Genomic DNA, 24,720 nt, shown 5'->3' with positions numbered 1-24,720 from the left:
CAAATATATAGAATAGCCCAGATAAACCGCAGAATCCTGAAATTATTTTTTCAGGGTAATTCTGGCTTAACATCATGGTAATCTTCCGTTAGCATGCCGAACAAAGAGGCTTTTGCACTTAAAGTATCTGTATTTACCATGGTTACCCTTAAAAAAACAGGTCATATTTCAAAAATAGCGCCTGAGCATACCCAACGGCTGTTGGATTGTACGGCCTATGAATAAGTAAGCGCTGCCGAGAAGCGTATTTTGGGGGCAGCATTAAATTGACCGGTCTAGCCGTGTCCGACTTAAACCCCGGGCTGGTCCGCCAATCAAAGCGCATTACGACTAGCCCGTATCTGGCGCAACCCGGCGACGCGGCTATCCGGTTTCATCTACTCAACCTCACCCCCCTTTCACACTTTTATGAAACAACGCTTACTTCTTTGGTTAATGCTGCTGCTAGTGGGTATGTCCTGGGCCCGGACGGGTACCGCGGCCACTATTACCACCACGGTGCTCAACGGCACTTCCTTTTGCCGGACCACGGTGGTACGCGTGAGCTATTCGGTGGGTGGATCCTTCGACCCGAGCAACATATTCACGGCCCAGCTTTCGGATGAAACCGGTTCCTTTACCAACCCCGTGGCCATTGGTTCCCTGTCGGGTACGGCGGGCGGCACTATCAATACTACGCTGCCGGCCAGCGTGGCAACCGGCTCCGGCTACCGCGTCCGGGTGGTGGGGAACAGTCCCGTTACCATCGGCACCGACAACGGCCAGGACCTGACCATTACCAACATCGGCACGGTGACGGCGGGCAGCAACTCGCCCCTGTGCGCCACCGGCAACCTGCTGCTGACGGCCACCACCGTGCCGGGCGCCAGCTATTCCTGGACGGGCCCGGCCGGCTTCAGCTCCCTGCTGCAAAACCCCACCATTGCCAACGTCGGCACCAACCGCTCGGGCACCTACACCGTGACGGCCAGCGCCAACGGCTGTACCACCACTTCCCCGGTGTCGGTAACCGTAAATGCGCTGCCGACGGTCAGCATCAACCCCGTAGCAACTAATATCTGCTCCGGGCAGTCGGTAACCCTGAATGCCAGCGGTGGCACCAGCTACCTATGGAGCCCGGCCACGGGCCTGAGCAGCACCACCGTAGCCAGCCCGGTGGCCTCTCCTACGGCCTCGACCATCTATACCGTGACGGTCACCAACGCCGCCGGCTGCCAGGCTACCAGCCAGGTGACGGTGAACGTGCGGGCTACGCCGGTCATCACGGTGTCGGCTAATACTACTATCTGCGCCGGCACCTCCACCACGCTGTCGGCCAGCGGGGCGCAAACTTACACCTGGTCGCCGAGCACGGGCCTGAACAACCCCCGCTCGGCTACGCCCATTGCCTCGCCCACCCAGACAACCACCTATACCGTCACCGGCGACAACAGCGGCTGCGCGGCCACGGGCCAGGTTACCATAACCGTGGAGCCCCTGCCAACGCCCGACGCCGGCCCCGATCGGGTACTGTGCTCGGGGCAGTCGGCCCAGCTGGGCACCGCGGCCGTAGCGGGCCTGATCTACAGCTGGTCGCCGGGCACGGGCCTGAGCAGCACCTCCGCCGCCCAGCCCACCATCACCCTGACCAATACCACCAACGCCCCGCGCACCACCACCTACACCCTCACGGCCGTGTCGCCGACGGGTTGCGTGGGCAGCAGCACGGTGCGGGTAACGGTGAACCCCGCCGTGACCGTCAACGCCGGCCCGGCCCAAACTGTCTGCTCGGGCGGCTCGGCCCAGCTCGGCGGAACCGCCGCCCAGGCGAATGTAACTTACCAGTGGAGCCCTACGACCGGGCTCAGCAGCGCCACCGTGGCCCAGCCGACCGTAACGCTCACCAACACCACCGCGGCCCCCATCACCCAGACCTATACCCTGACGGCTTCGGCCAACGGCTGCTCCAATTCCAGCACGGTGCTGGTAACGGTGAACCCGCTTACGGCGGCCGGTTTCACCTATAACGCGGCCTCTTTCTGCCAGAGCAGCGCCAACCCGACGCCAGCCGTTAGCGGCACGGCGGGCGGCACGTTCAGCGCCCCAAACGGGCTGGTCATTAACTCCACTACCGGGCTTATCAACCTGGCGGCCAGCACGGCCGGCACCTACGTGGTAACCTACAGCGTGAGTGGCCCCTGCCCAAGCATCAGCACCCAGTCGGTAACCGTGGCCACGCCCGGCGCGGCGGGCTTCAGCTACGCCAGCGCGGCCTACTGCGCCAGCGGGGCCAACCCTACGGCTACCCTGGTACCCGGAGCCGCTGCCGGCACCTTCACCTCTACCCCCACGGGGCTGAGCCTGAATGCCTCGACGGGCGCCATCAACCTGGCCGCCAGCCAGCCCGGCACCTACACCGTGACGAATACCGTGGCCGCTAACGGGGCCTGCCAGGCCGCCACTGCCGCCACCCAGGTCATCATCAGCGCCGTACCCGCGGCCGCGCTGGCCGTGAGTGGCCCCACAACCATCTGCCAGGGCAGCACGGTGCTGCTGACGGCCAATGGCGGCGGCACCGGTGCCACCTACCAGTTCCTGCTCAACGGCCAGCCCATCAATGGGGCCACGGCGGCCACGTATGCCGCCGCCCAGAGTGGTTCCTACAGCGTGGTGATTACCAACCCCGGCAACTGCACGGCCACCTCGACCGGCACCACCATCACGGTGAACCCTATGCTGATGCCCACCGTGGCCTATGGCGCCGCCGGCTACTGCCAGAACGCCGGCACCAACCCCGGCCCGACGGTATCCGTCTCGGGCGGCACGTTTAGCGCGCCGGCGGGGCTGAGCCTGAACAGCTCGACGGGGGCCATCAACCTGGCGGCCAGCCAGCCTGGCACCTACACCATCAGCTACTCGGCGGGCAGCCCCTGCCCGGGTACCGGCACCACCACCGTTACCATCAACGCGGCCCCGAGTGCGGCCTTCGCCTATGCCTCCTCCACGTTCTGCGCCAGCGGCAGCAGCGCCGTGCCCACGATTACCGGCACCACCGGCGGCACGTTCAGCTCGACCACCGGCCTCAGCCTCGACGCGACGACGGGGACGGTCAGTCTGACGGCCAGCACACCCGGCACCTACACCGTCACCTACAGCGTGGGCGGCACCTGCACGGCCGTTGCCGCCGCTACAATAACCATTACCACGGCACCCGTGGCGGCGTTTAGCTACCCCGGCGGCAGCTACTGCGCCGCCGCGCAGGGCAACGTGGCCCCGGTATTCGGTAGTGGCGCCAGCGCCGGCACGTTCAGCGCCCCCACGGGCCTGAGCCTCGCCCCGGCTACCGGCGTGGTGAACCTGGCGGCCAGCCAGGCGGGCACCTACACCGTGACCAATACCATTCCGGCCTCGGGCTCCTGCTCCGCCGTGACGGCCACGGCTACGGTGACCGTGAATGCGGCCCCGGCGGCCACGCTGACGGCCAGCGGCGCTACGGCTATCTGTCAGGGCACCTCGGTGCTGCTGACGGCTAACGGCGGCGGCACCGGTGCCACCTACCAGTTCCTGCTCAATGGCCAGCTCATCAGCGGCGCTACCGCCGGGAGCTATTCGGCCAGCGCGGCCGGCAGCTACTCTGCGGTAATCACTAATGCCAGCGGCTGCTCGGCTACCTCGCCCGCCATTACGGTGACGGTGAACCCGGCTACTTCCGCTGCCTTTACCTACCCCGCCAGCGGCTACTGCCTGAGCGGGCCGACGTCGACGCCCAGCATTACCGGCACGGCCGGGGGCACGTTTTCGGCTCCGGCCGGCCTGAGCCTGAACGCCGCTACGGGCACCATCACCCCGGCCACTTCGACGCCTGGCACCTACACCGTGACCTATAGCGTGAGCGGCACCTGCCCGAGCAGCAGCACGGCCACCATCACCATTTCGGCCCCGGCCTCGGCGGCCTTCAGCTACCCGGTGAGCACGCTGTGCGCTACCGGCTCGGCCGTGCCTACCCTGGCCGCGGGCGCCAGCGCCGGCACGTTCAGCGCCCCGTCCGGCCTGAGCCTGAACAGCGCGACGGGCACTATCAACCTCAGTGCGTCGACGCCGGGTAGCTACACCGTGACCAACACCGTCAGCAATGCCGGGGCCTGCGGGGTAGCATCGGCCACGGCCACGGTGACCATCAACGCCGTGCCGCCGCGCCCAACCATTGCGGTGCAGTACAACGGCCCAACCACGACGCTGACCAGCTCGGCGGCCACCGGCAACCAGTGGTACCTGAACGGCACGGCCATCAGCGGTGCCACGGACCCGACGTATGTGGTCAACTCGGCTGCCCAGCTCGGCTCCTACACCGTGTTGACGACCTCGGCTCAGGGGTGCTCCTCGCCGGCTTCCACGCCGCTCATCGTGACGGGCACCACGAAAGCACTGCCTGCCGCCGCCCTGCAGCTGTATCCTAACCCGACTCCGGACGGTAAGCTGACGGTGCAGCTGAGCGGCTACCACCAGCCGGTGCAGCTGACGGTGCTCAACACCCTTGGCCAGGTGCTGTACTCGGCTTTGGTGGCTCCCGCATCCCTGCAGCAGCTGGACCTGAGCCGCCTGCCAGTGGGCGTGTACCTGCTGCGCGCCACCAGTGACGACGGCACCGTAACGCGCCGCTTCGTGCGCGAGTAGCGCCTCGTCAGAACCTGAACAGCCCCGCTGGCATTAGCCGGCGGGGCTGTTTTTTTGCCCTGGACCCGGCTCCGGCCGCCGGGCGAAAAAGCAGCCCCGCGGGCTTGGCCCAGGCTTTGCCGCCAAGCCGGCACCGGATTACAGCTGGCCGTTGGGTTCGTAGCCCATGCGCAGCCGGGTGTCGCCGGAGACTTTCAGATTTACCTTCGCCTGCTGATCTGAGGGGTTCAGCAGCACCGCCGGGGCGGCGGCTACCGCGGACCGCGTGGACTCGCGGCGCAAAACGCGGTAGGTGAGCCAATAGTCGAGCGAATACCGGCCGCCACCCGTGGCAACGATGAGCAGAAAGGCCCAGAACAGCAGCTGCTGGTAGTACATGCCGACCAGGAACTCGGGGGTTTCGTACCAGACAAAGGCGACGACAAAGAACTGGAAGGCCAGTTGCGCCGCACTCAGGCGGGTGAGCAGCCCCAGCGCCAGCAGCAGGCCACCGGCCAGCTCGCCCCAGCAGGCCAGCCAGGCCCAGAAATAAGGCGAAGGCTGGGTGAAACCCAGGGTAGCCACCTGCTGCACAAACCAATCGGGCGGTGTCGGGGCAGCCCCGACCAGCTTGCCGGCTTCGGTGGCAGTGTACAGACTGCCCAGCTTGCCCCAGCCTGCGCCGATGGCAATGGACAAACCCAGGTGCAGGCGGAAGAGCAGCAGAGCCCCATCGGCCAGGCGGGAGGACAGCGGGCGAGCACCGAACAGGAGCTTTTTCATCTCGGGCAGGGCCTAGAAACTACAGCTTGCCGTTGGGTTCGTAGCCCATGCTCAGCCGGGTGTAGCCGGAGATTTTCAAATCTACTTTTGCCTGTTGCGTCGAGGGGTTCAGCAGCACCGCCGTGGAGCCGGCCATGAAGCGCAGCGTGCCCCGGGCCCCGGGCGCCAGCGTGGTTTTGCCGAAAATCCCGCCGCCCCGGGGCCGCTCCCTGATTTCGACGGACACCTTGCCCACGTTGTGCGCTTCTACCTTGAAACTACCGGGCTGCCCGCCGCCGAGCACGAACTGCTTGCCCGGCTCGATAACGAGGCCGGAGCGGATGCCGGCCCAGCAGGCGGTGGCTACTACGAATACGGCGATGAGCGTCAGCAGCAGAAATACGGGACGGAAGGGGGATGAAGTACGCATGGCAGCAAGGGGTTGAAGTGAAACGATGTCCCAAAGGAACGGCCCCATCCGCCCTCAAACGCCCCGATTTATAGCCTGGGACGTCCCAATACATAGTTTGGCACCTGCGCCCCTACCCTTCGCGCCCGGCCGCGCTGGGGGTAATGCCCCGCAGCTTTTTGAATACCCGGTTGAAAGTAGACTTCGAGTTGAAACCCGCTTCCAGCGCCACGGCCAGCAGGGTGTAGTGCCGGAATTTCGGGTCCCGCAGCCGCCGCTCAGCTTCCCGCACCCGGTACTCGTTGATGAAGTCGTTGAAATTCTGCCCGCAGCCGGCGTTGATGACGCGGGAAAGCCAGGACGTGTTGGTGCGCAGCTGGGCGGCCAGCTCACCCAGCGTCAGCTCAGGAGCCAGGTAGGGGCGCTCGGCTTCGAGGTGCCGTAGTAAGCGCGTGGTCCAGCGCGTCAGCTCGGCATCGGCTTCTGGCTGGGCCGCCGCGGCCGGAATGGGTAGTTGTACTTCGACCGTAGCAGCGGATGCCGCCATTACCCTGGTTTCGGAAGCGTGCTTTGGGGCCAGCGGCGACGTTGGCAAAGCCGTGGAAATTGCTGCCGGCTCCGGGAAGGCCGTAGCTGCGGGGGTGAAATCTGGCGCTTCGGGGGCGGGCTGGAAACGCAGGCCGGCGAGGCGGTGGCCGGTGAGCAGACCGGCAATGCTCAGGTAATAGATCAGCAGGCCCGTGAACAGGTAGTCGTACCATTCTTCGTAGTAGCTCAGGGGGCTGACGAAGGCGCTGATCAGGCCAAAGGCCAGCGTGACGCCGGTGCCCGCCAGCACGGCCACCAGCACGTTGCGCAGCCACCGGAACCGGATCTGGTCGGTATCGGAGAAGTTATCGTTGAGGTAGCGGGCGTAGGCGCGGTACTCGCGCAGGGTGCGCACGGCGTAGGCCAGCACCAGCACGTAGCCCAGCACATCGAGCCAGTAGCCGATGGGCTGAGTATCAATCCAGGCCAGCAGCGGGCCTTTCGTGCCGAAGTGCGCGGGTAGCGGCCGGCCCCGCAGCCCATACCACCAGCCGATATCGTAGGCAAACAGCAGCAGCCGCAGGCCCACGTAAGCCAGGGCCGGGGCGAAATGGCGCCAGTGGGGCCGGCCGAAGCGGAAGTCCTGGTTGGTGAGGCTGCGGAAGTAGAAATAGAGTGCCGGCCCCACGGCCAGCCAGTTGCTGAAGGGCCAGTAAAACATGAACGTGGTGCGGGCATCGTGCGAATCGTACCAGCCGCCGAAGCCCAGCATCCACTGGGCCAGCCGCCCCACGAACAGCAGCAGCAGCAGGGCCAGCCAGCCGTCGGCCGCTACCTCTTCCCGCCCCCGCCGCGCCCAGAGTACCCCGCTCACCACCAGCCCCTGCACGAAAAACGGCAGCAGCAAGCCACTATACAGGTTGAAGTCGAAGCCCATGCTGTAGGTGGTGGGGAATGGGCCAGGTTGATTTCCCGCCCGCATTGGTCATCCTGAGCGGAGCCGAGCACAGGATCTTGCGGTGGCAAGTACGCAAGCTTTTTCGAAGCACAAAGCCCCTTACCGTGGTGGGGTAAAGGGCTTTGCTGATTTTACTGGCATCAGCGTTTACAGGAGGAAGATCCTTCACCGGGCTTCGCGCCGTGCAGGATGACAGCCCAAAAAAACGTAGTCCCATCAACGAAAAGCCAGGCTATTCCAGCTCCTCGCGCAGGGCATATACTTTGCGCAGATTGCGGATCAGCCGCGCCGACTCCTCAAAGTTCAGCGTCTGGGCCCCATCGGAAGCTGCTTCTTCGGGCTTCTCGTGGGCTTCGTAGATGATGCCGTCGGCGCCGGCCATCACGCCGGCCAGGGCCATGGTCGATACGTACTCGCGGATGCCGATGCCGTGCGAGGGGTCCACGATGACGGGCAGGTGGGTTTTCTCCTTCAGAATGGGCACCGCGTTCAAATCCAGGGTATTGCGCGAGGCTGTTTCAAACGTCCGGATGCCCCGCTCGCAGAGAATCAGCTTCTCGTTGCCGCCCGAAAACACGTACTCCGCCGACGAGAGCAGCTCTTCGATGGTGCCCGAGATACCGCGCTTGATCATCACCGGCTTGTCTACGCCGCCCAGCGCGTCGAGCAGGTTGAAGTTCTGGGTGTTGCGGGCGCCCACCTGAAATACGTCCACGTAGTCGTGCATCTCCTCCACCTGCGATACCTGCATCACCTCAGTCACGATTTTAATGCCGTGGGCCCGGGCCATGCGGTGGAAATCCTTCAGGCCCTCCATGCCCAGCCCGCGAAACGCATACGGCGATGAGCGGGGCTTGAACACGCCCCCGCGCATGATGCGCACGTCGTTGTCGACCAGGTGCTGCATAATCAGCTCCATCTGCTTTTCGCTCTCGATGCTGCACGGGCCGGCGGCCAGCGTGAGGCTGCCCTCCCCGATGCGCACCCCGTCGCCGAGGTCGAGCACCGTGGGACGCACGCGCCACTTGCGGCTCACCAGCTTGTAGTCGTCCGACACCCGGTGAATGTCGAGGATGCCGGGCAGCTGGCCGATGGTGCGCAGATCAATATCAGCTTTGCCGATGGCTACCAGGTAGTGGGCGCGTTGGGTGGTGACTTCCGTAGCCTTGTACTTGAGGGCCTTGATGCGGGCCAGAATATCCGCCTTGGCGGTTTCCGAAATGGTGGGTTCGAGTTGGATTATCATGTTCTGGTGAGGGAGTTTTCTCGCAGAGGTCCGCAGAGGGTTGCGCAGAGGTAGAGGGAGGTCGGCCCTGCTTTTGACCTCCGCGAAACCTTCGCGGACCTCTGCGAGAAATTAATCAGTTGAGTACGGAAGAAACAAACCGGGTTGCCGCCGCCGGGGCGTCCTCGGCCCCCTCCAAAGCGCGGATGAAGGCCGAGCCGATGATGGCGCCTTCGGCATACTGGCAGGCGTGCTGGAAAGAGGCTTTGTCGCCGATACCGAAGCCGATGAGGCGGGGGTTGCGCAGCTGCATGTCTTCGATGCGCTGGAAGTAGGCATCCTGCACGCCTTCGGCCTGGGTGTTGGCCCCGCCGGTGGTGCCGGGTCCCGAAACCAGGTACAGGAACGAGTCCGTCAGCTCGTCGATGCGGCGGATGCGCGCCGGCGCGGTCTGGGGCGTGATGAGGAACACCGGGCGCAGGTTATGGCGGCGGAAGATTTCCTGGTACTCGGCCACGTAGTCGTCCAGCGGCAGGTCGGGCAGAATCACGCCATCGACGCCCACGGCGGCGGCTTCGCGGCAGAAGTTTTCGACCCCGAACTGCATCACCGGGTTCAGGTAGCCCATGAGCAGAATCGGCGTTTCGGGCACCGACTCCCGGATACCCTGCAGCTGGTGGAACAGCACCCGCATATTCATGCCGTTGGCCAGGGCTGCCGTGCTGCTCTGCTGAATCACCGGGCCGTCGGCCAGCGGGTCAGAAAACGGCATGCCGATTTCGATCAGGTCGGCTCCGGCGGCGGACAGGGCCTGCAATACGGGCACGGTGGCGTCGAGCGTGGGATAGCCGGCGGTGAAATAGATGTTGAGCAGACCTTTCTTTTTGCGGTCGAAAGCTTCGTGGATTCGGTTGTTCATATCTTCTTCTTGTCTGTCATCCTGAGCAAAGCGAAGGACCTTATGGGATAAGCCCAAGCCGTTGCTACGACTCGTTTTCAGGTAATAAGATCCTTCGCCGGCTCAGAATGACAGATTGCAATCTTAATTGATCTTATCGGTGTACTTCATGTAGGTATCCAGGTCCTTGTCGCCGCGGCCGGAGAGGTTGATGACCACCACCTCGTCGGGGCCGGCCCCCAGCTGACCCAGGGCCGCCAGGGCGTGGGCGGTTTCCAGGGCCGGAATGATCCCTTCGAGGCGGCTGCACTCGGCTACGGCGCGCAGCGCGGGCTCGTCCTCGATGCTGATGAAGCGGGCCCGGCCCGAAGACCCCAAAAACGCGTGCAGCGGCCCGATGCCAGGGTAGTCGAGACCCGCCGACAGCGAATAGGGCTCCGTAATCTGCCCATCCTCGTCCTGCATCAGCAGGGTGCGGGCGCCGTGAATGATACCGGGCTTGCCCAGTACCGAGGTGGCGGCCGAATGGCCCGAGTCGATGCCGTGGCCGGCCGCTTCCACGGCTACCAGCTGCACCGAGGGCTCGTCGAGGAAGTGGTAGAACGCGCCGGCGGCATTGGAGCCGCCACCCACGCAGGCCACCACGTAGTCGGGCAGCTCGGAGCCGGTTTTTTCCAGCAGCTGCTTGCGCATTTCCTCGCTGATGATGGACTGCAGCCGCGCCACCAGATCGGGGTACGGGTGCGGACCCACCACCGAGCCGATGATGTAGTGGGTATCGACGGGGTTGCTGATCCAGTCGCGGATGGCTTCGTTGGTGGCGTCTTTCAGGGTCTGGCTGCCGCTGGTAGCGGGGCGCACTTCGGCCCCCAGCAGGCGCATGCGCTCCACGTTCGGGCGCTGCCGCTCCATGTCCACCGAGCCCATGTACACGATGCACTCCATGCCCATCAGGGCGCAGACGGTGGCCGTGGCCACGCCGTGCTGGCCGGCCCCGGTTTCGGCAATGATGCGCGTCTTGCCCAGGCGCTGGGCCAGCAGAATCTGCCCCACGGTATTGTTGACCTTGTGGGCCCCGGTGTGGCAGAGGTCTTCGCGCTTGAGAAAAATGCGCGTGTTGTACTTGGCCGACAGCCGCTTGGCTTCAAACAGCGGGGTGGGCCGGCCCACGTAGTCGCGCAGCAGGGCCTGGTATTCGCGCTGGAAATCCGGGTCGGCCAGGATATTCAGGTAGCTGGACCGCAGCGCTTCCACGTTGGGGTAGAGCATTTCGGGGATAAAGGCGCCGCCAAATTCGCCGTAGTAGCCGCGGGCATTGGGAGCGTAAGCAGCCGAAGTACTGGTTAGAGTTGCCATGGGGTAGGTTGAAAAAAGGAGAACGGGCCCTTAGCCGGCCATTTTCTCCGTGGAATCAATAGTAGTGTAACGACGCAGGAAGCGGAACATCTGCCGCAGGCGCACGACGGCTTTCACGGCCGGGGCCGTTTCGAAGCGGCTGTTCAGGTCGAAGCCGTAGAGGCCGGGCAAGTCGAGCTGCAGCAGCTGCCAGGCATTTTCGAGCCCCAGCCCCCCCGCCAGCAGGTAGGGCACGGGCAGGTGATAGTCGCGCAGCAGGTTCCAGTTGAAAGCCGTGCCGTTGCCGCCGGGCTGAGGCCCTTTGGTGTCGAACAGAAAATAAGCGCAGTGCGCGACGTAGGGGTCCAGCCGGGCCAGCGAAAAGGCTTCGTCGACGGCAAAAGCCTTCATCACCGGAATACCAGCCGCCTGTAGCGCGGCACACTGCGCGGGCGTCTCGTGGCCGTGCAGCTGGGCCAGATTCAGCCCGTAGCGCGTAACCTGCCTCGTTATAAATTCCAACGACTCATCCACGAACACGCCCACTTTGCACAGGCTGGCCGGCAGGCGTTGCAGCAGGCGGGCATCCAGCTCCTCGCCCACGAAGCGCGACGAGCCCGAGTGGAAGATAAAGCCCATGAAATCCGGTTCGAGCCCCGCCACCGCGGCAATGTTATCGGCGTACTTCATGCCGCACACTTTCAGCCGGAAAACCGGACTGACGGCCGCGGAAGGATCAGGTGCAGAAGCAGATTTATGGGCCATAGACGAAGAAATTGGGAGAACCGGGGTAATGACTGACAACTGGCGGAAGACAACTGGCGGAAGTCTTAGCGGCCGCAGGCAGCGTGACTTCCCGCCTCGGTACGCGGCAAGTCTCCAGACTTGCGGAACGGGAACCAGTGGATGAACGGTCGTCAGTCTGGAGACTGACCTCGGGCGGGCGGCTGGAAGTCAGGCTGCCTTCGGCCGCTAAGACTTCCGCCAGTTAGGTAAACAGCACAGGACTACAACAGCGTGACCACTTCGGTGGCGCTGAGCTGCTGCACCAGGGCGGCGCAGGCTTTTTCGGGACGACTGTGGCGCATGAAGGTTTCGCCGATCAGGAAGCCGCGGTAGCCCACGGCCCGCAGAGCCTCAATCTCGGCGGCGGTGGTCAGGCCGCTTTCGGTCACCTTCACGTACTCGTTCGGGATGCGCTGGGCCAGCTCACCGGAGGTGTCGAGGCGCACGCTGAAGTCGTGAAGGTTGCGGTTGTTGACGCCCACCAGGCTTATGGCGTCGGGGTGCAGGGTAGCTTCCAGCTCTTCCGCGTCGTGAATTTCGAGCAGTACTTCCATACCCAGACTTTTAGCCAACCGACCCAGGCGCAGCACTTCCTGGCCCGAAAGCACGGCCGCAATCAGCAGCACGGCGTCGGCCCCGATGCTCTTGGCTTCCAGAATCTGATATTCGTCGATAACGAAGTCTTTGCGCACAATGGGGCAGAAGTTGAAGTGCCGGGCATTGGTCAGATCCTCGTTTTTACCGCCGAAAAACTCGGTATCCGTCAGCACCGACAACGCCGAGGCGCCCGCCTGCATGTAGCCCAGCGTGGTGCGCTCCACCGGCGCGTGCGGATTGATCCAGCCCTTGCTGGGCGACTTGCGCTTGAACTCGGCGATGATGCCGCTCAGGTCGTCGCGCTGCAGGTAGCGGCGCAAACTCAGCGGCTGGCTGGCGAAGTGCAGGCTTTGCTCCAGCAGTTTGGCCGGCACCAGGCTCTGGCGCTCGGCTACCTCACGGCGCTTGTGGGCAATGATTTTATCGAGAATGGTGGGGGTGGTATTCATGGATGCCTAGTAAAAAACGAGGGCGGTAGTTTGTTCATTTTTTTACCGCCATTACTTATTCAAATCACAATCCGGCGGCCGCCTACGCGGCCAGCAGCTTCCGCAGCGCCTCGCGGGCCCGGCCCGAGTCCAGGGATTCGCGGGCCTGGTCCAGCGCCGTGGCAAACGACAGCGCCGGCCGCACGCACTGGATGCCGAGGGCCGCGTTGGCCGTTACCACGTCGCGCTGGGCGGCGGTGGCCCGGCCTTCGAGCACGTTCACAAACAACGCCGCCGACTCCGCAATGGTGTCGCCCCCGGCCAGTTCCGCGGCAGCATAGGCGGGCAGGCCCATATCTGCCGGCAGCAGCAGCTCCTCGCCCCGGGCCGAAACGACCTTGGCCGCTCCCGTCAGCGAAAGCTCGTCGTAGCCATCCAGGGCGTGCACTACGGCGTAGCTCGTATCAGTTTGCTGAAACAGGTAGTGGTACAGCCGCAGCAGCTCCAGGCTGAATACGCCGGCCAGCTGGGCCGTGGGCCGGGCCGGATTGACCAGCGGCCCGAGGATGTTGAAGAACGTGCGCACGCCCAGCTCCCGCCGCACCGGCCCCGCGTGGCGCATGGCCGGATGGAAGGCCGGCGCGTGCAGAAAGCAGATGTTGGCTTCGTCCAGCTGCCGCCGGAGCGAGTCCGACGAGGCCTCGAAATCGTAGCCGAAGTGAGCCAGGATGTTGGACGAGCCGCAGATCGACGATACGCCGATGTTGCCGTGCTTGGCCACCTTATGCCCCGCCCCGGCCACTACGAAGCAGGCCAGGGTGGAGATGTTGAACGTGTCTTTGCCGTCGCCGCCGGTGCCCACGATGTCGAGCACGTCGCGGGTGCCCAGCTCCGGGTCGCGGCACAGGCTGAGCAGGGCATCGCGGAAGCCGGCCAGCTCGGGCACCGTGATGGGGCGCATGCGGTACACGGCCAGGAAAGCGGCGGTTTCGGCCGGATTAGCGGCCCCCTGCCCCAGCTGGGACAGCGCTTCGTGCGCTTCGTCCCGGGTCAGGGTCTGCTGTTCGAAAAGAGGAGTGAGAAACTGTTTCACAATCGCTGATTGGCGCTGATTAGAATGATTTCGCGGAGTATGTGGCGAACAGTAAGGGAAGCTTACTGCGGGAAAGCGCTGGTCTTCGCTCGCCGGATAGTTGCTTTGCGGCTACCCTTCCAGCCAGTTGCGCAGCATCTGGTGGCCGTGCTCGGTCAGGATGGATTCGGGGTGAAACTGCACGCCGCGCACATCATAGGTGCGGTGGCGGAAGGCCAGAATCTGGCCATTGGCATCCTGAGCCGTGATTTCCAGCTCCACCGGCATCGATTCGGGCGTCACCACCCACGAGTGGTAGCGGCCGACTTTAAACCGGGTGGGCAGGCCCTGGAAGAGCCGGTCGTCGGTGGTCAGAATATCGGCGTCGGTGGCAATGCCGTGCAGCACGGCGGGCAGGTTGTAGAGCGCGGCCCCAAACGACTCGGCAATTCCCTGGTGGCCCAGACACACGCCCAGCATCCGCTTGGTTGGGGCGTAGCGGCGAATCACTTCCGGCATCAGCCCCGCGTCGGAGGGTACGCCGGGACCGGGCGACAGCAGGATGGCATCGTAGTGCCCGATATCGGCGAGGTTGATTTTGTCGTTGCGCACCACGTCGGTGGTGGCGCCGTAGCCCAGCTCGCGCAACAGCTGCACGAGGTTGTAGGTAAAGGAATCGTAGTTGTCGAGAACGAGGATTTTCATGGCAATAGGTTTCGGGGGTCAGGCGTCGATTGCACGCCGCCTGACCGGGGCATGGATCTTTATAGGGTCGGGGTAATTTTCTCTCCTACCAGCTCGGCTTCTTTCAGCGCCTGGCGCAGGGCGGCCAGCTTATGGTGTACTTCGTTCAGCTCCGAGTTAATATCCGACGCGGCCACAACGCCGGCGCCGGCCTGGTAGTAGAGCTGGTTGCCGGTGCTCAGGAAGGAGCGGATCATGATGGCGTGGTTGAAGTCGCCGTTGAAGCCCAGGTGGCCCAGGCAGCCGCCGTAGTAGCCCCGGCCGGTGGGTTCCAGCTGGTCGATGAGCTGCATGGCGCGGTGCTTGGGCGCCCCGGAAAGCGTACCGGCCGGAAACGTGTCGGCCACCACCTGCAACGCCGCCGCGTCGGGCGCCAGCGTGGCGTTTACCTCGCTCACGAGGTGAATGACGTGGGAGTAGAACTGAATTTCGCGGAAGGTTTTCACCCGCACGTTGTCGCCGTGGCGGGCCAGGTCGTTGCGGGCCAGATCCACCAGCATCACGTGCTCGGCATTTTCCTTGGGGTCGTCGGCCAGCTGTTGGGCCAGGGCGGCGTCCTGGGCATCGTGGCCGGTGCGGCGGAACGTGCCGGCAATCGGGAACAGACTCGCCTCGCGGCCCTTAATCAGCAGCTGGGTTTCGGGCGAGGAGCCGAAGATCTTGAAGTTGCCGTAATCGAAGTAGAACAGATAGGGCGACGGATTGACGGAGCGCAGCGCGCGGTACACGTTGAACTCATCGCCCACAAAGCCCTGCTGGAAGCGGCGCGACAGCACAATCTGGAACACGTCGCCGCGGCGGCAGTGCTGCTGCCCGGCCGCCAGCACCTGCAGAAACTCCTCATCGGTGAAGTTGGTCTGCTCCCCGCCGGCCGGGGCAAAGCCAAACTCCGGCACCACGGGATTGCGAATCAGGTTGACCAGCTGCTTCAGGCCGTCGTGGTCGGCGGGCTCGTCGGCGAGGGTGTGCTCGAAGACGAACAGCTCGTTGCGGAAGTGGTTGATGGCAATGACGTAGCGGTAGGTGCCGTACATGATTTCCGGAATCTGACCCGCCGCCTGCTTCCCGGGGTTCAGGGTGAGGTCCTCAAAATACTGCACGCCCTCGTAGCCAATGTAGCCGAACAGCCCCCCGGTGATGAAATCGAACCCGGTGGGTTCCGCCTGAAAGCTGTCGGAAAACTCCTGGAGGCGCTGCAAAGCCAGGCGCGGCGTGGCCAGGGTTTCAGTGGTCACCGCGCCGTCGGGCAGGGTCAGCTTCAGCTCGCCCCGGCTCACCTGAAAGCGGGCCAGCGGCTCGAAGGCCAGGTAGGAAAAGGCATTCTGCTGCCCGTGGTAGTCGGAGCTTTCCAGCAGCAGGCAGTTGTCGTACCGGTCGCGCAGGCGCAGGTAGAGGCCCACGGGAGTCACGGTATCGGCCAGAATGCGGACGTGCCGGGTTTTGAGCGGAATGGGTTTCAGAGCGGTCATCAGAGCGGGTTTCGGTGGGGGCACTTACGCGGGTAAACGCAAGCCGGAAAATGAACGGATGAGGAAGGGCGGGGAAGAGGTGCAACTGGCCGGAAAACAGGAAAGCCCGGCGGGGGCCGGGCTTTCCTTGATGTTTGATGCGAAGGCTATGTAGCTGACCTTACCGCACGCACAGGAGTTCCCGTCCGGAGTTTCGGAGAGGCCACCACCAGGCTTGCTGCGTATTTTGGAAGATCATAAGAAAAGCGGGTTGCCCATCGGTTAGGGTGGGGCTTGCGGCTGCAAAGATAGAGGCGGTTGCTGGCCAAGCAAGTATTTTTTCAGTTTTCGGTTAAAAACCTGGCAACCCTGACCTTATTCTGGCTGCCAACTGGCAGTCCGCGCCTGTTTTACCGAGCGGCTACTCTTTTATTAGGGCCTGAGTACCTACCTGCTTGCCGGCCGTTAGGCGCAGGAAGTAGGCGCCTTTCGCCAGCCGACTCACATCGACGGGCTGGCCGGCGCGCACTTTGCCTTTTAGCACCAGCCGGCCCGTCGAGTCGAGTATCTCCAGCTTGGCATCCTTTACCGGCTCGGGCAGCTGCACGGTCAGCGCATTCCTGGCCGGATTGGGGTAGGCGCTGAATGCCAGGGCCGGGCGGCCCCCTTTCGCAGCGGTAGGGCCCGCCGGGGCAAACAGCCACTGGTAGGCCGCCGCAAACTCCCGCTTCCAGAACCACTCCGCGTGCTGCCCGTCGGGGCGCGGGTTATAGCTCAGATTGGCCGCCGGCACTCCCCCGCTCTGCAACGCGTCGCGCATGGCCTGCATCAGGGGAACCATCGTCTGGCTTTCCGTGGTGCCGCTAACGAAGTAGAACTTCGTGTCGGGGTTGGCCGGGTGCTGCTGCACGTACTGAAACAGGGGCTGCTCGGCAAACCAGAAAGCCGGCGAAAACACGCCTACTTTGCTGAACACGCTCGGGTATTTCAGGGCCGCGTAAGTCGAAATCAGGCCGCCCATGCTGGAGCCGGCAATACCGGTGTACTCGCGGCCGGTGAGGGTGCGGTAGTTGGTGTCGATATAGGGCTTGAGGGTCTGCACCAGGAAGTCCACGTACTGGTCGCCCTGGCCACCGCCGTACTGCGGGTTGTTCCAGGGCGAATACTCATTCAGGCGCTGGCCGCCACCGTTGTCGATGGCCACCACGATGCAGCCGGTCGCGTCGAGGCCCTGCTGCTGGAGCTGTTTCAGGGTTTCATCTACGCCCCACTCACCTGAGAAGCTGGTGCAGGCATCAAATACGTTCTGCCCGTCGTGCATATACAGCACGGGGTAGCGGCTGGTCGGGTTGGCCAGGTAGCCCTCCGGCAGATACAGCCACACGCGACGGGTGCGGCCCAGCTGCGGAATTGCAAAGCTGGTGCTCATTACCCGCACGTTGGGCTGTACGGCCGTAGTCTGGCACCCGGGGTTGCCCCCGCCCAGATCTTGCCAGTTGAGCACGGTATGGCTGACCAGAGTACCAGCCCCAAAGGTGTAGCTGCGGTTGGCCACGGAACCGTTGGCAGCGTTAGTTTCCACCGTCGCCCAGGTGCCGCGCGTGAACTTGTATTCAATGGTCCCCGTGCCGGCGGGCAGCGTAATTTGATAAGTGCCGTCGGTATTTCTGGTTAACGCGTGGGCCGCATTGCCGGGGCTCCAGTTGTTAAACGACCCCGCCAGGTAGATGGTGGCGGTAGCCGGCGTGTTAGCCGGGACGCTCGTAAGCTTGAACGTGACCTGGGCCTGAGCCCCGAAGATGAGCAGACAACTCAGCAGAAGCAGGAAATTTTGTTTCATAATTCGACTTGATTCAGGTTTGTAGAGCTGAGTAGCAGGTCTTCGGCTTCCGGTTGCTGCCGGAGCCAGGGTAGCCCGGTTTGGGAATACCCAAAGACGAGGTTTAGCGCAGGTTCTACCCGAAAGATTCTGCGATTTGACAGCAGTGACTTACCTGGTTTTTTAAAACCGGTAAATCGCCTTGAAGCGGCGCTGTCAAGCGTGCACGAGACTCGCAAAAATATAGAATAATTTTAAGACCCCTATTTTGTCTTCCTCCGCTCCTTGGTTATGGGTAGGTGACTACGTACTAACTTCATCAGAAGAATTGGCGAACACAGAACCAAGGGCTGGTTGTTCCTTTCCCTTCTGTGACCAATAGCTAAGTAGCTGCAAAAATGAGGGTTGAATCCAGGCAGCGTTTTGTCGAAGGAAACAGGATCAAAACTATTTCCCTTCCCTGTCAGGCCAACCTTGTTTTTGTGGTTTTTAAAACTTTATCTTTCGCAGTTTATTACCGAATCAGGCCGGAGATAATCAGGAGAAAAACAGTTCTGCCCCGGCAGGGCCCGCTGTGTTTCCGCTCTTTGTTTTCTGCCTCTCCCCTACAAAATCCCCACTTTAACCCCTTTTCAATGAAATACCCTTACCTGCCGAAACTATTGTTTCTGCTGCTGTTCCTCTGCGCCGGCTTTACCGGTGCTTTCGCCCAGACCGGCTCCCTAAGCGGGCAGGTAGTGGACGAAAAGAACCAGGGGATGCCCGGTGTAACGGTTCTGATTGAGGGTACGTCCCTCGGCAACTCCACCAACTCCGACGGCACCTATTCTATCCAGAACGTGCCGGCTGGTCCCCACACGCTTATCACCTCGTTTGTGGGCTTCAACTCCCAGCGAATTCCCGTTACCGTAGTAGCCGGTCAGAACACGGCCGTGACTGGTATCACGCTGGGCGAAAACACCACCCTGCTCAACGAAGCCGTGGTGGTAGGCTACGGTACTCAGCGTCGGCAGGACGTGACGGGCTCCGTTGTAGCCATATCGTCGAAAGACTTTGTGCAGGGCCAGGTTACCAACCCCGAGCAGCTGATACAGGGCAAGATTGCGGGGGTTAGTATCACCAGCGGTGGTGGTGCTCCCGGTAGTGGCTCAACCGTTCGTATCCGGGGCAACTCCTCGCTGAATGCCAACAATGACCCACTCTATGTGATTGATGGCGTGCCCGTTGACAAAGACGGTATTTCCGGTTCTTCTAACCCGCTTTCGCTCATCAACCCGAACGATATTGAAACCGTAACGGTGTTGAAAGATGCCTCGGCAACGGCCATCTACGGCAACCGCGCGGCCAACGGCGTTATTCTTATCACGACCAAGAAAGGCCTGCAAGGCGAGAAGCTGACGGTCAATGTGTCGTCGCAGACGTCTGTTTCGCGGCGGGCCAACACGTATGATGTTCTCACTGCCCAGGAATACACGGACCTGGTACGCACTAAAGGATCAGCCTCGCAGATTGCCCGTCTGGGCACCGCCAGCACTGACTGGCAAAGTGAAATTTTCCGCACGGCGGCCACTTATGATAACAACGTAAGCCTGACCGGCAGCGTGAAAAATGTCCCATTCCGGGTTTCCTACGGCAACCTGTACCAGGATGGTATCGTCATCACCAACAACCTCAAGCGTAACACGGGTTCGGTGAGCCTGTCGCCGGTGTTGTTTGATAACCACCTGCGCATCGATGTAAATGCCAAAGGCTCGCAGGTGACTAACCGCTTCATCGATAACGGGCAGGTTGGCAACGCGGTGCTGTATGATCCGACCAAACCGGTGCGGGGCAGCGAATCGCAGTTTGCACCCTTCGGCGGCTACTTCCAGTATCTGCAGCCCGACGGCATTCCGGTAGGCCTGGCTCCCGGCAACCCCGTAGCAGCGCTCAACAACACCAACAACGTCAGCGATGTAAAGCGGCTGATCGGCAATGTTCAGTTCGACTACAAAATCCACGGCGTGGAAGGCTTGCGGGCTAACCTGAACCTGGGCACCGACATCGCCCGCGGCGATGGCAACACCACCAACTCGTCGCAGGATTTCGGCAACTACAACCCCAAAGCCATCGGCAACGCCAACCTCAGCGGCCGCTACACGCAGTTCAATCAGAAGAAGGACATGCGCCTGCTGGAATCCTACCTGGCCTATGCCAGACAGCTGGGCGGCACCAAATTCGATGTGCAGGGTGGTTATTCTTACCAGGATTTCGTCAATAAAGGCGACAACTTCCTGGCCTTCCGCTCCGACCGTACGACCCTGTTCAATCCGGAAGATAAGCTGACTGTTCCGGGTTATTACTCCAAGCTGGTGCTGGTTTCCTTCTTCGGCCGGGCTACCGTGAACGTAAAGGACCGCTACCTGCTCACGGCTACCTGGCGTAATGATAATACGTCGCGCTTCCGCAAGGGGGTTCGCAGCGGTCAGTTCCCGGCTGTGGGTCTGGGCTGGCGCATTAAGGGCGAGGAATTCCTGGCCAACAATGCGGCCATCTCTGAGCTGAAGCTGCGTCTGGGCTGGGGCCGTACGGGCCAGCAGGATATCGGGGGCGTGTACGACTACCTGCCGCGCTATTCGCTCAGCAACGGCAGTGGTCAGGTTCAACTGGGCAACGGCACCACGACGACCCTGCGTCCTTCGGGCTACAACAGAGACCTGACCTGGGAAACGACCACCACCTGGAACGCGGGTCTGGACTACGGCTTCCTCGACAATCGTGTTTCGGGTTCGATTGATGTGTATGAGCGTACCTCGCGCGACCTGTTGGCCCAGATCAATGTGCCCGCCGGTGGCAACCTGACCAATCAGCTCAATGCCAACATCGGCTCGCTGCGCAACCGGGGTATCGAATTCAACATCAATGGCAGCCCGGTTCGCTCGGCAGACTGGAACTGGGATTTGAATTTCAACGTGGCTTACAATGAAAACGAAATCACTGATCTGGGGTCGCAAAAGGAAGGCTTCGTAGGCTACAGCGTTGGCGGAATCCCCGGCAACACGGGCAGCTTTATTCAGCTGAACACCATAGGGGCCGCGTCGAGCTCATTCTTCGTGCGCAAGCAGGTGTATGACAGCAATGGCCGGCCACTGGAGGGCGTCTATGTTGATCAGAACGGTGATGGTATCATCAACCCCAACGACAACTACCTCTACAAGCAGCCCGCGCCGAAAGCCGTGCTGGGCTTCTCGTCGAACGTAGCCTACAAGCAGCTGAACCTCTCCTTCCTGTTGCGCAGCAACGTGGGCAACTATACCTACAACGCTACCGCCGCCAACCTGGCCAACCTCACCAATGCCCAGGGCTCCACGGCTTTCCTGATCAACATCCCGTCCGACATCAATAACACGGGCTTCACCACGCAGCAGTTCTTCTCGGACTACTACATTCAGAATGCCTCGTTCCTGCGCTGCGAAAATATAACGCTGGGCTATAACGTTGGTAAAATTTTCAGTGAAAAAGCAAACCTTCGTTTGTCGGCCGCTGTTCAGAATGCGTTCCTGGTTACTAAATATGAGGGGGTTGATCCTGAAATCTCCGGTGGCATCGACAACAACTTCTACCCCCGCGCCCGTACGTTCACGTTTGGACTTAACCTAGGCATCTAACATTCCCACCCAATGAATAAGTCTTTAATCCGTGGATTGGTTGTCGTATCAACTGGTCTGGCGCTGGCTACCGGTAGCACTTCCTGCATGAAAGAGCTGGACCAGAAGCCCCGCTTTGAACTCACCCCCGAAAACGTATATGTTGATCTGCAGGGTTACCGCCAGGTACTCGCCAAGCTGTATGGCGGCTTCGCGCTAACGGGCCAGCAAGGCCCGGCCGGGTCCGGCGATATTGGCGGCATTGACGAGGGCACCTCTGACTACCTGCGTCAGTTCTGGAGCGCCCAGGAGCTGTCGACCGATGAGGCTCTGACCAACTGGACCGATCCGGGCATCCGGGATTGGCACAACATGAACTGGAACTCCAACAACCCGCTAATCACGGGTTTGTACAGCCGTATCTACTACGAAATTGCCATCTGTAACGAGTTTATCCGGGAATCGTCGGACGAGAAGCTCGCGGCCCGCCTGAGCAGTGAAGATGCCGCTAAGGTGAAGCAGTATCGGGCTGAGGCGCGTTTTCTGCGGGCCGTATCGTACATGCACGCCCTGGACTTGTTCGGCAATGGTCCGTTCGTAACTGAAAACGACCCGGTTGGTTTCTTTCAGCCCCCCTACTACACGCGCCCGCAGTTCTTCGCCTTCGTGGAGCAGGAATTGACGGCATTGGCCGCCGACGCTGACTTCGCCGCGCCGCGCAGCAACGAATATGCCCGCGTTGATAAGGCCGCGGCCTGGGCCATGCTTTCCCGCCTGTATCTGAATGCGCAGGTATACACGGGCACTGCCCGCTTCACCGATGCCGCTATCCAGGCGAAGAAGGTGATAGATGCTGGCTACGCCCTGAATACGACAGCCGCTCCCAACGTAGCTTCGGCTTACGGCCGACTGTTTCTGGCAGACAACAACACGGCTTCGGCCCGGGCGGAAATCATCTGGCCGGTTGCGCTCGATGCCAACAAAACGCAGAGCTACGGCGGCACCACTTTCCTGGTAAATGGCTCTACCGGCCCTAACCCGGAATGGCAAAAGGCGACGGGCCAGACAACTAACTGGGCCGGTTTCCGCACCACGAAAGGCCTGTTCAACCTCTTTGCGGATACCGCTCTTGATACGCGCGGCCGCTTTTGGACCAAGAAAGTGGACAACTCTAAGCGGTCGGTTGAAATTGCCGACCACTATGCCTTTGAGGATGGCCTTGGGGTGCTGAAGTACCGCAACGTTAGCTCGGCGGGAGTAGGTCAGGGAGGTGCGCAGAACTTCTCCAGCATTGACTTTCCAATGATTCGCCTGGCCGAAGTGATGCTCACCTATGCGGAAGCTGTAACGCGGGGGGGTACCGGTGATGCCAATCTGGCCCTTACTTACGTAAACCAAATTCGGCGCCGGGCTTATGCCCAGCCGATCAATACAGCCAGTACAATTGCTGACGTAAGTTCATTGTCGCTGAATTTCATTCTTGACGAACGGGGCCGGGAATTGTTCTGGGAGGGCTACCGCCGTACCGACCTTATCCGCTTCAACAGGTTCACGACCAGTGCCTACCTATGGCCTTGGAAAGGTGGCGTGAAGGATGGCAAAGCAGTGTCTGATAATCTGAACCTGTACCCGATTCCGTCCTCCGATTTGTCGGTAAATCAGAATCTGAAACAGAACCCTGGTTACTAGCCGAACTTTTTAAGGGCCGGTGGCCTTCTCAGGCCACCGGCCCATTGCGGTTTAAATCTCACCATAACACAGCTTTTCCATGAAAACTTGGATTACTCAAACAGCGCTCGGCTTTCTGGCAACGATGGCCATAGCCCTGACCTCTTGCGAAAAAGATGAAACCAAGGTAGTACTCACAATGGGTGCTGCGCCTCAACTCAAGGCTTCTGCCACTACGGCGGCTCTCACGCCAGCCACTGCGGCTGCCAGCGCGGTGACCTATACCTGGACTCCGGCAGAATTCGGGTATAAAGCAGGTGTGGCATATACGCTCCAGTTTGCCAAACAAGGCACTAACTTCGCTACTCCCCAGGAATTCGACTTGGGACCGGTTCTCACCAAATCATTCACAGTGGGGGAGCTGAACAAAGTTTACAATGGCCTGGATTGCAACATTGTTTCTGGTGTTTCTACCCGTCTTGAGGTGCGGGTAAAGGCGGCCATTGTTGGTGGCAAGGTAGATCCGGTGTATTCGCCCTTGAGCGGAATTCAGGCCTCGCCCTTCCAGGCCCAGGCTGCTCCCGCTGACGCATGGGCTATCATCGGCTCAGCTACAGCCGGCGGTTGGGGCGCCGAAACGCCAATGACCTACGACTTCTGCAACCGTATCTGGAAAATCACTATTCCATTGACGGCCGCCGAGTTTAAGTTCCGAGCCAACAATGGCTGGGCATTGAACCTGGGTGATGACGGAGCCGATAAAAGTCTGGAGCCTAACGGGAAGAACATTGTAGTTACGGAAGCGGGTACGTATGATATCGTGTTGAACGTCAATGCTACCCCCAAAGCTACTTTCACCATTACGAAGCGCTAAGCTGGATTCGAACCCGGTTCGCATACATACAAAGAGCCCCGCTCCCCTTAGTGAGCGGGGCTCTTTGTATGTATGCGAACCGGGTTCTAGCAATAAGCGGATGGCTCTCTTCACGGTTTCATAAAAGCCCGTGCGCAGCAGTCAGCAGGAGGAGAATTTGCAAGCCGCCGGGCCGGGGTGCCAATACGCCACCCATCGATCTGCAAACTGCCACACCACGCATCCACCTGGGCTCTGACAGCCCAACCCACTCTTACGCCCGATACTCCAACCGGGGCCAGCTCTCCGCCACAGCCCTGATCAGCCCGGGCCCCCGTGGGAAGCAGTAGATTTTGCCCATGAGGCACCGGACTCTGCGCTGCGGGTCGAACTTGCATCACGTATTGCCCCAATAGTCAGTAGACTTGTTCCCGAATAAGCAATAATGAAAAAAGAACGTCATGCTTCATCTGGCGTCCGCGCAGCCGAAGCATCTCTACCGCATTAGTAATCAATGCCACAGCAACAAAGCGGTAGAGATGCTTCGACTGCGCGGACGCCAGATGAAGCATGACCGCTGAATTTGCGCTTTTCTGTATTTAGGAACAAGTCTAGTAACTGATGTTACGCAGGGTGAGGCGGGTTGCCGGCTGTTAGAAGTCAGGAGTTGAGGAAGCAGGTGTTATACTCGTCACGAAGTAGGGTGCGGGGCTTGCCCCCGCCCGTCGTCGAACGAATCCGGCCCCAATCGTTCGACGACGGGCGGGGGAAAGCCCCCCACCCTACTGCTTTTTTCGCCGACCACTGCGCGACGATGTTAAAAGAGGAAGGAACGAAACGGGTGCCAAGGCAGCCGCGCCTTACCTTTGCTGCCCGTATTCTGACTTCTAACCACTAGCTCCTCAAACAGGGTTTCAGTAATGCCCCGCGTA

General features: G+C 61.5%; 16 protein-coding genes. 4 read left to right on the top strand and 12 right to left on the bottom strand.

Translation table 11 applies throughout. The features are described 5' to 3' along the window. Positions 1-435 precede the first annotated feature (435 nt). Positions 436-4,653, top strand: coding sequence for a T9SS type A sorting domain-containing protein (locus ABD833_RS01875; RefSeq protein WP_345070591.1), 4,218 nt, complete (start codon positions 436-438; stop codon positions 4,651-4,653). Between the two features lie 138 nt (positions 4,654-4,791). On the opposite strand, the gene ABD833_RS01870 is transcribed toward ABD833_RS01875, so the two are convergent. The 12 genes from ABD833_RS01870 to ABD833_RS01815 all read right to left on the bottom strand — a co-directional run bounded on the left by ABD833_RS01870 (position 4,792) and on the right by ABD833_RS01815 (position 17,662). Beyond that, positions 4,792-5,415, bottom strand: coding sequence for a DoxX family protein (locus ABD833_RS01870; RefSeq protein ID WP_345070590.1), 624 nt, complete (start codon positions 5,413-5,415; stop codon positions 4,792-4,794). 19 nt (positions 5,416-5,434) lie between these two features. Continuing rightward, the gene (locus tag ABD833_RS01865; RefSeq protein WP_345070589.1) at positions 5,435-5,824 is read right to left on the bottom strand and encodes a hypothetical protein; all 390 of its coding nucleotides are present in this window, start codon (positions 5,822-5,824) and stop codon (positions 5,435-5,437) included. A 112-nt stretch (positions 5,825-5,936) separates the two neighbouring features. Further along, complete coding sequence (locus tag ABD833_RS01860; protein WP_345070588.1) at positions 5,937-7,268, bottom strand: helix-turn-helix domain-containing protein; 1,332 nt, start codon at positions 7,266-7,268, stop codon at positions 5,937-5,939. 253 nt (positions 7,269-7,521) lie between these two features. Then, positions 7,522-8,535: a 3-deoxy-7-phosphoheptulonate synthase gene (aroF, locus tag ABD833_RS01855; RefSeq protein ID WP_345070587.1), complete on the bottom strand. Its 1,014-nt coding sequence runs from the start codon at positions 8,533-8,535 to the stop codon at positions 7,522-7,524. Between the two features lie 115 nt (positions 8,536-8,650). Then, on the bottom strand, positions 8,651-9,433 hold the full coding sequence (trpA, locus tag ABD833_RS01850) for a tryptophan synthase subunit alpha (RefSeq protein ID WP_345070586.1): 783 nt from the start codon (positions 9,431-9,433) through the stop codon (positions 8,651-8,653). 123 nt (positions 9,434-9,556) lie between these two features. Further along, positions 9,557-10,768: a tryptophan synthase subunit beta gene (gene trpB / locus ABD833_RS01845; protein WP_345070585.1), complete on the bottom strand. Its 1,212-nt coding sequence runs from the start codon at positions 10,766-10,768 to the stop codon at positions 9,557-9,559. Positions 10,769-10,798: 30 nt separating this feature from the next. Then, complete coding sequence (locus ABD833_RS01840) at positions 10,799-11,512, bottom strand: phosphoribosylanthranilate isomerase (protein ID WP_345070584.1); 714 nt, start codon at positions 11,510-11,512, stop codon at positions 10,799-10,801. 242 nt (positions 11,513-11,754) lie between these two features. Further along, the gene (gene trpC / locus ABD833_RS01835; RefSeq protein ID WP_345070583.1) at positions 11,755-12,579 is read right to left on the bottom strand and encodes an indole-3-glycerol phosphate synthase TrpC; all 825 of its coding nucleotides are present in this window, start codon (positions 12,577-12,579) and stop codon (positions 11,755-11,757) included. 82 nt (positions 12,580-12,661) lie between these two features. After that, positions 12,662-13,651: an anthranilate phosphoribosyltransferase gene (trpD, locus tag ABD833_RS01830; protein ID WP_345070581.1), complete on the bottom strand. Its 990-nt coding sequence runs from the start codon at positions 13,649-13,651 to the stop codon at positions 12,662-12,664. Positions 13,652-13,762: 111 nt separating this feature from the next. Continuing rightward, positions 13,763-14,335: an anthranilate synthase component II gene (locus ABD833_RS01825; RefSeq protein WP_345070580.1), complete on the bottom strand. Its 573-nt coding sequence runs from the start codon at positions 14,333-14,335 to the stop codon at positions 13,763-13,765. A gap of 59 nt (positions 14,336-14,394) precedes the next feature. Next, positions 14,395-15,843 (bottom strand): anthranilate synthase component I family protein, encoded by a 1,449-nt coding sequence (locus tag ABD833_RS01820; protein ID WP_345070579.1) that lies wholly within the window; start codon positions 15,841-15,843, stop codon positions 14,395-14,397. Positions 15,844-16,243: 400 nt separating this feature from the next. Next, the gene (locus ABD833_RS01815; RefSeq protein WP_345070578.1) at positions 16,244-17,662 is read right to left on the bottom strand and encodes an alpha/beta hydrolase-fold protein; all 1,419 of its coding nucleotides are present in this window, start codon (positions 17,660-17,662) and stop codon (positions 16,244-16,246) included. Between the two features lie 614 nt (positions 17,663-18,276). Here ABD833_RS01815 and ABD833_RS01810 point away from each other — a divergent pair. From ABD833_RS01810 to ABD833_RS01800, 3 genes are all read left to right on the top strand, one after another. Next, complete coding sequence (locus tag ABD833_RS01810) at positions 18,277-21,288, top strand: SusC/RagA family TonB-linked outer membrane protein (protein WP_345070577.1); 3,012 nt, start codon at positions 18,277-18,279, stop codon at positions 21,286-21,288. A 12-nt stretch (positions 21,289-21,300) separates the two neighbouring features. Further along, on the top strand, positions 21,301-22,956 hold the full coding sequence (locus ABD833_RS01805; RefSeq protein ID WP_345070576.1) for a RagB/SusD family nutrient uptake outer membrane protein: 1,656 nt from the start codon (positions 21,301-21,303) through the stop codon (positions 22,954-22,956). Between the two features lie 79 nt (positions 22,957-23,035). Next, positions 23,036-23,809, top strand: coding sequence for a SusE domain-containing protein (locus ABD833_RS01800; RefSeq protein ID WP_345070575.1), 774 nt, complete (start codon positions 23,036-23,038; stop codon positions 23,807-23,809). Positions 23,810-24,720: the final 911 nt, after the last annotated feature.

Origin of the sequence: Hymenobacter fastidiosus, assembly GCF_039539565.1 — a bacterium.
In the GTDB taxonomy this organism is placed as follows: domain Bacteria; phylum Bacteroidota; class Bacteroidia; order Cytophagales; family Hymenobacteraceae; genus Hymenobacter; species Hymenobacter fastidiosus.
Note: the sequence above shows the minus strand (reverse complement) of the source record. Positions and strands in the feature narration are given on the sequence as shown.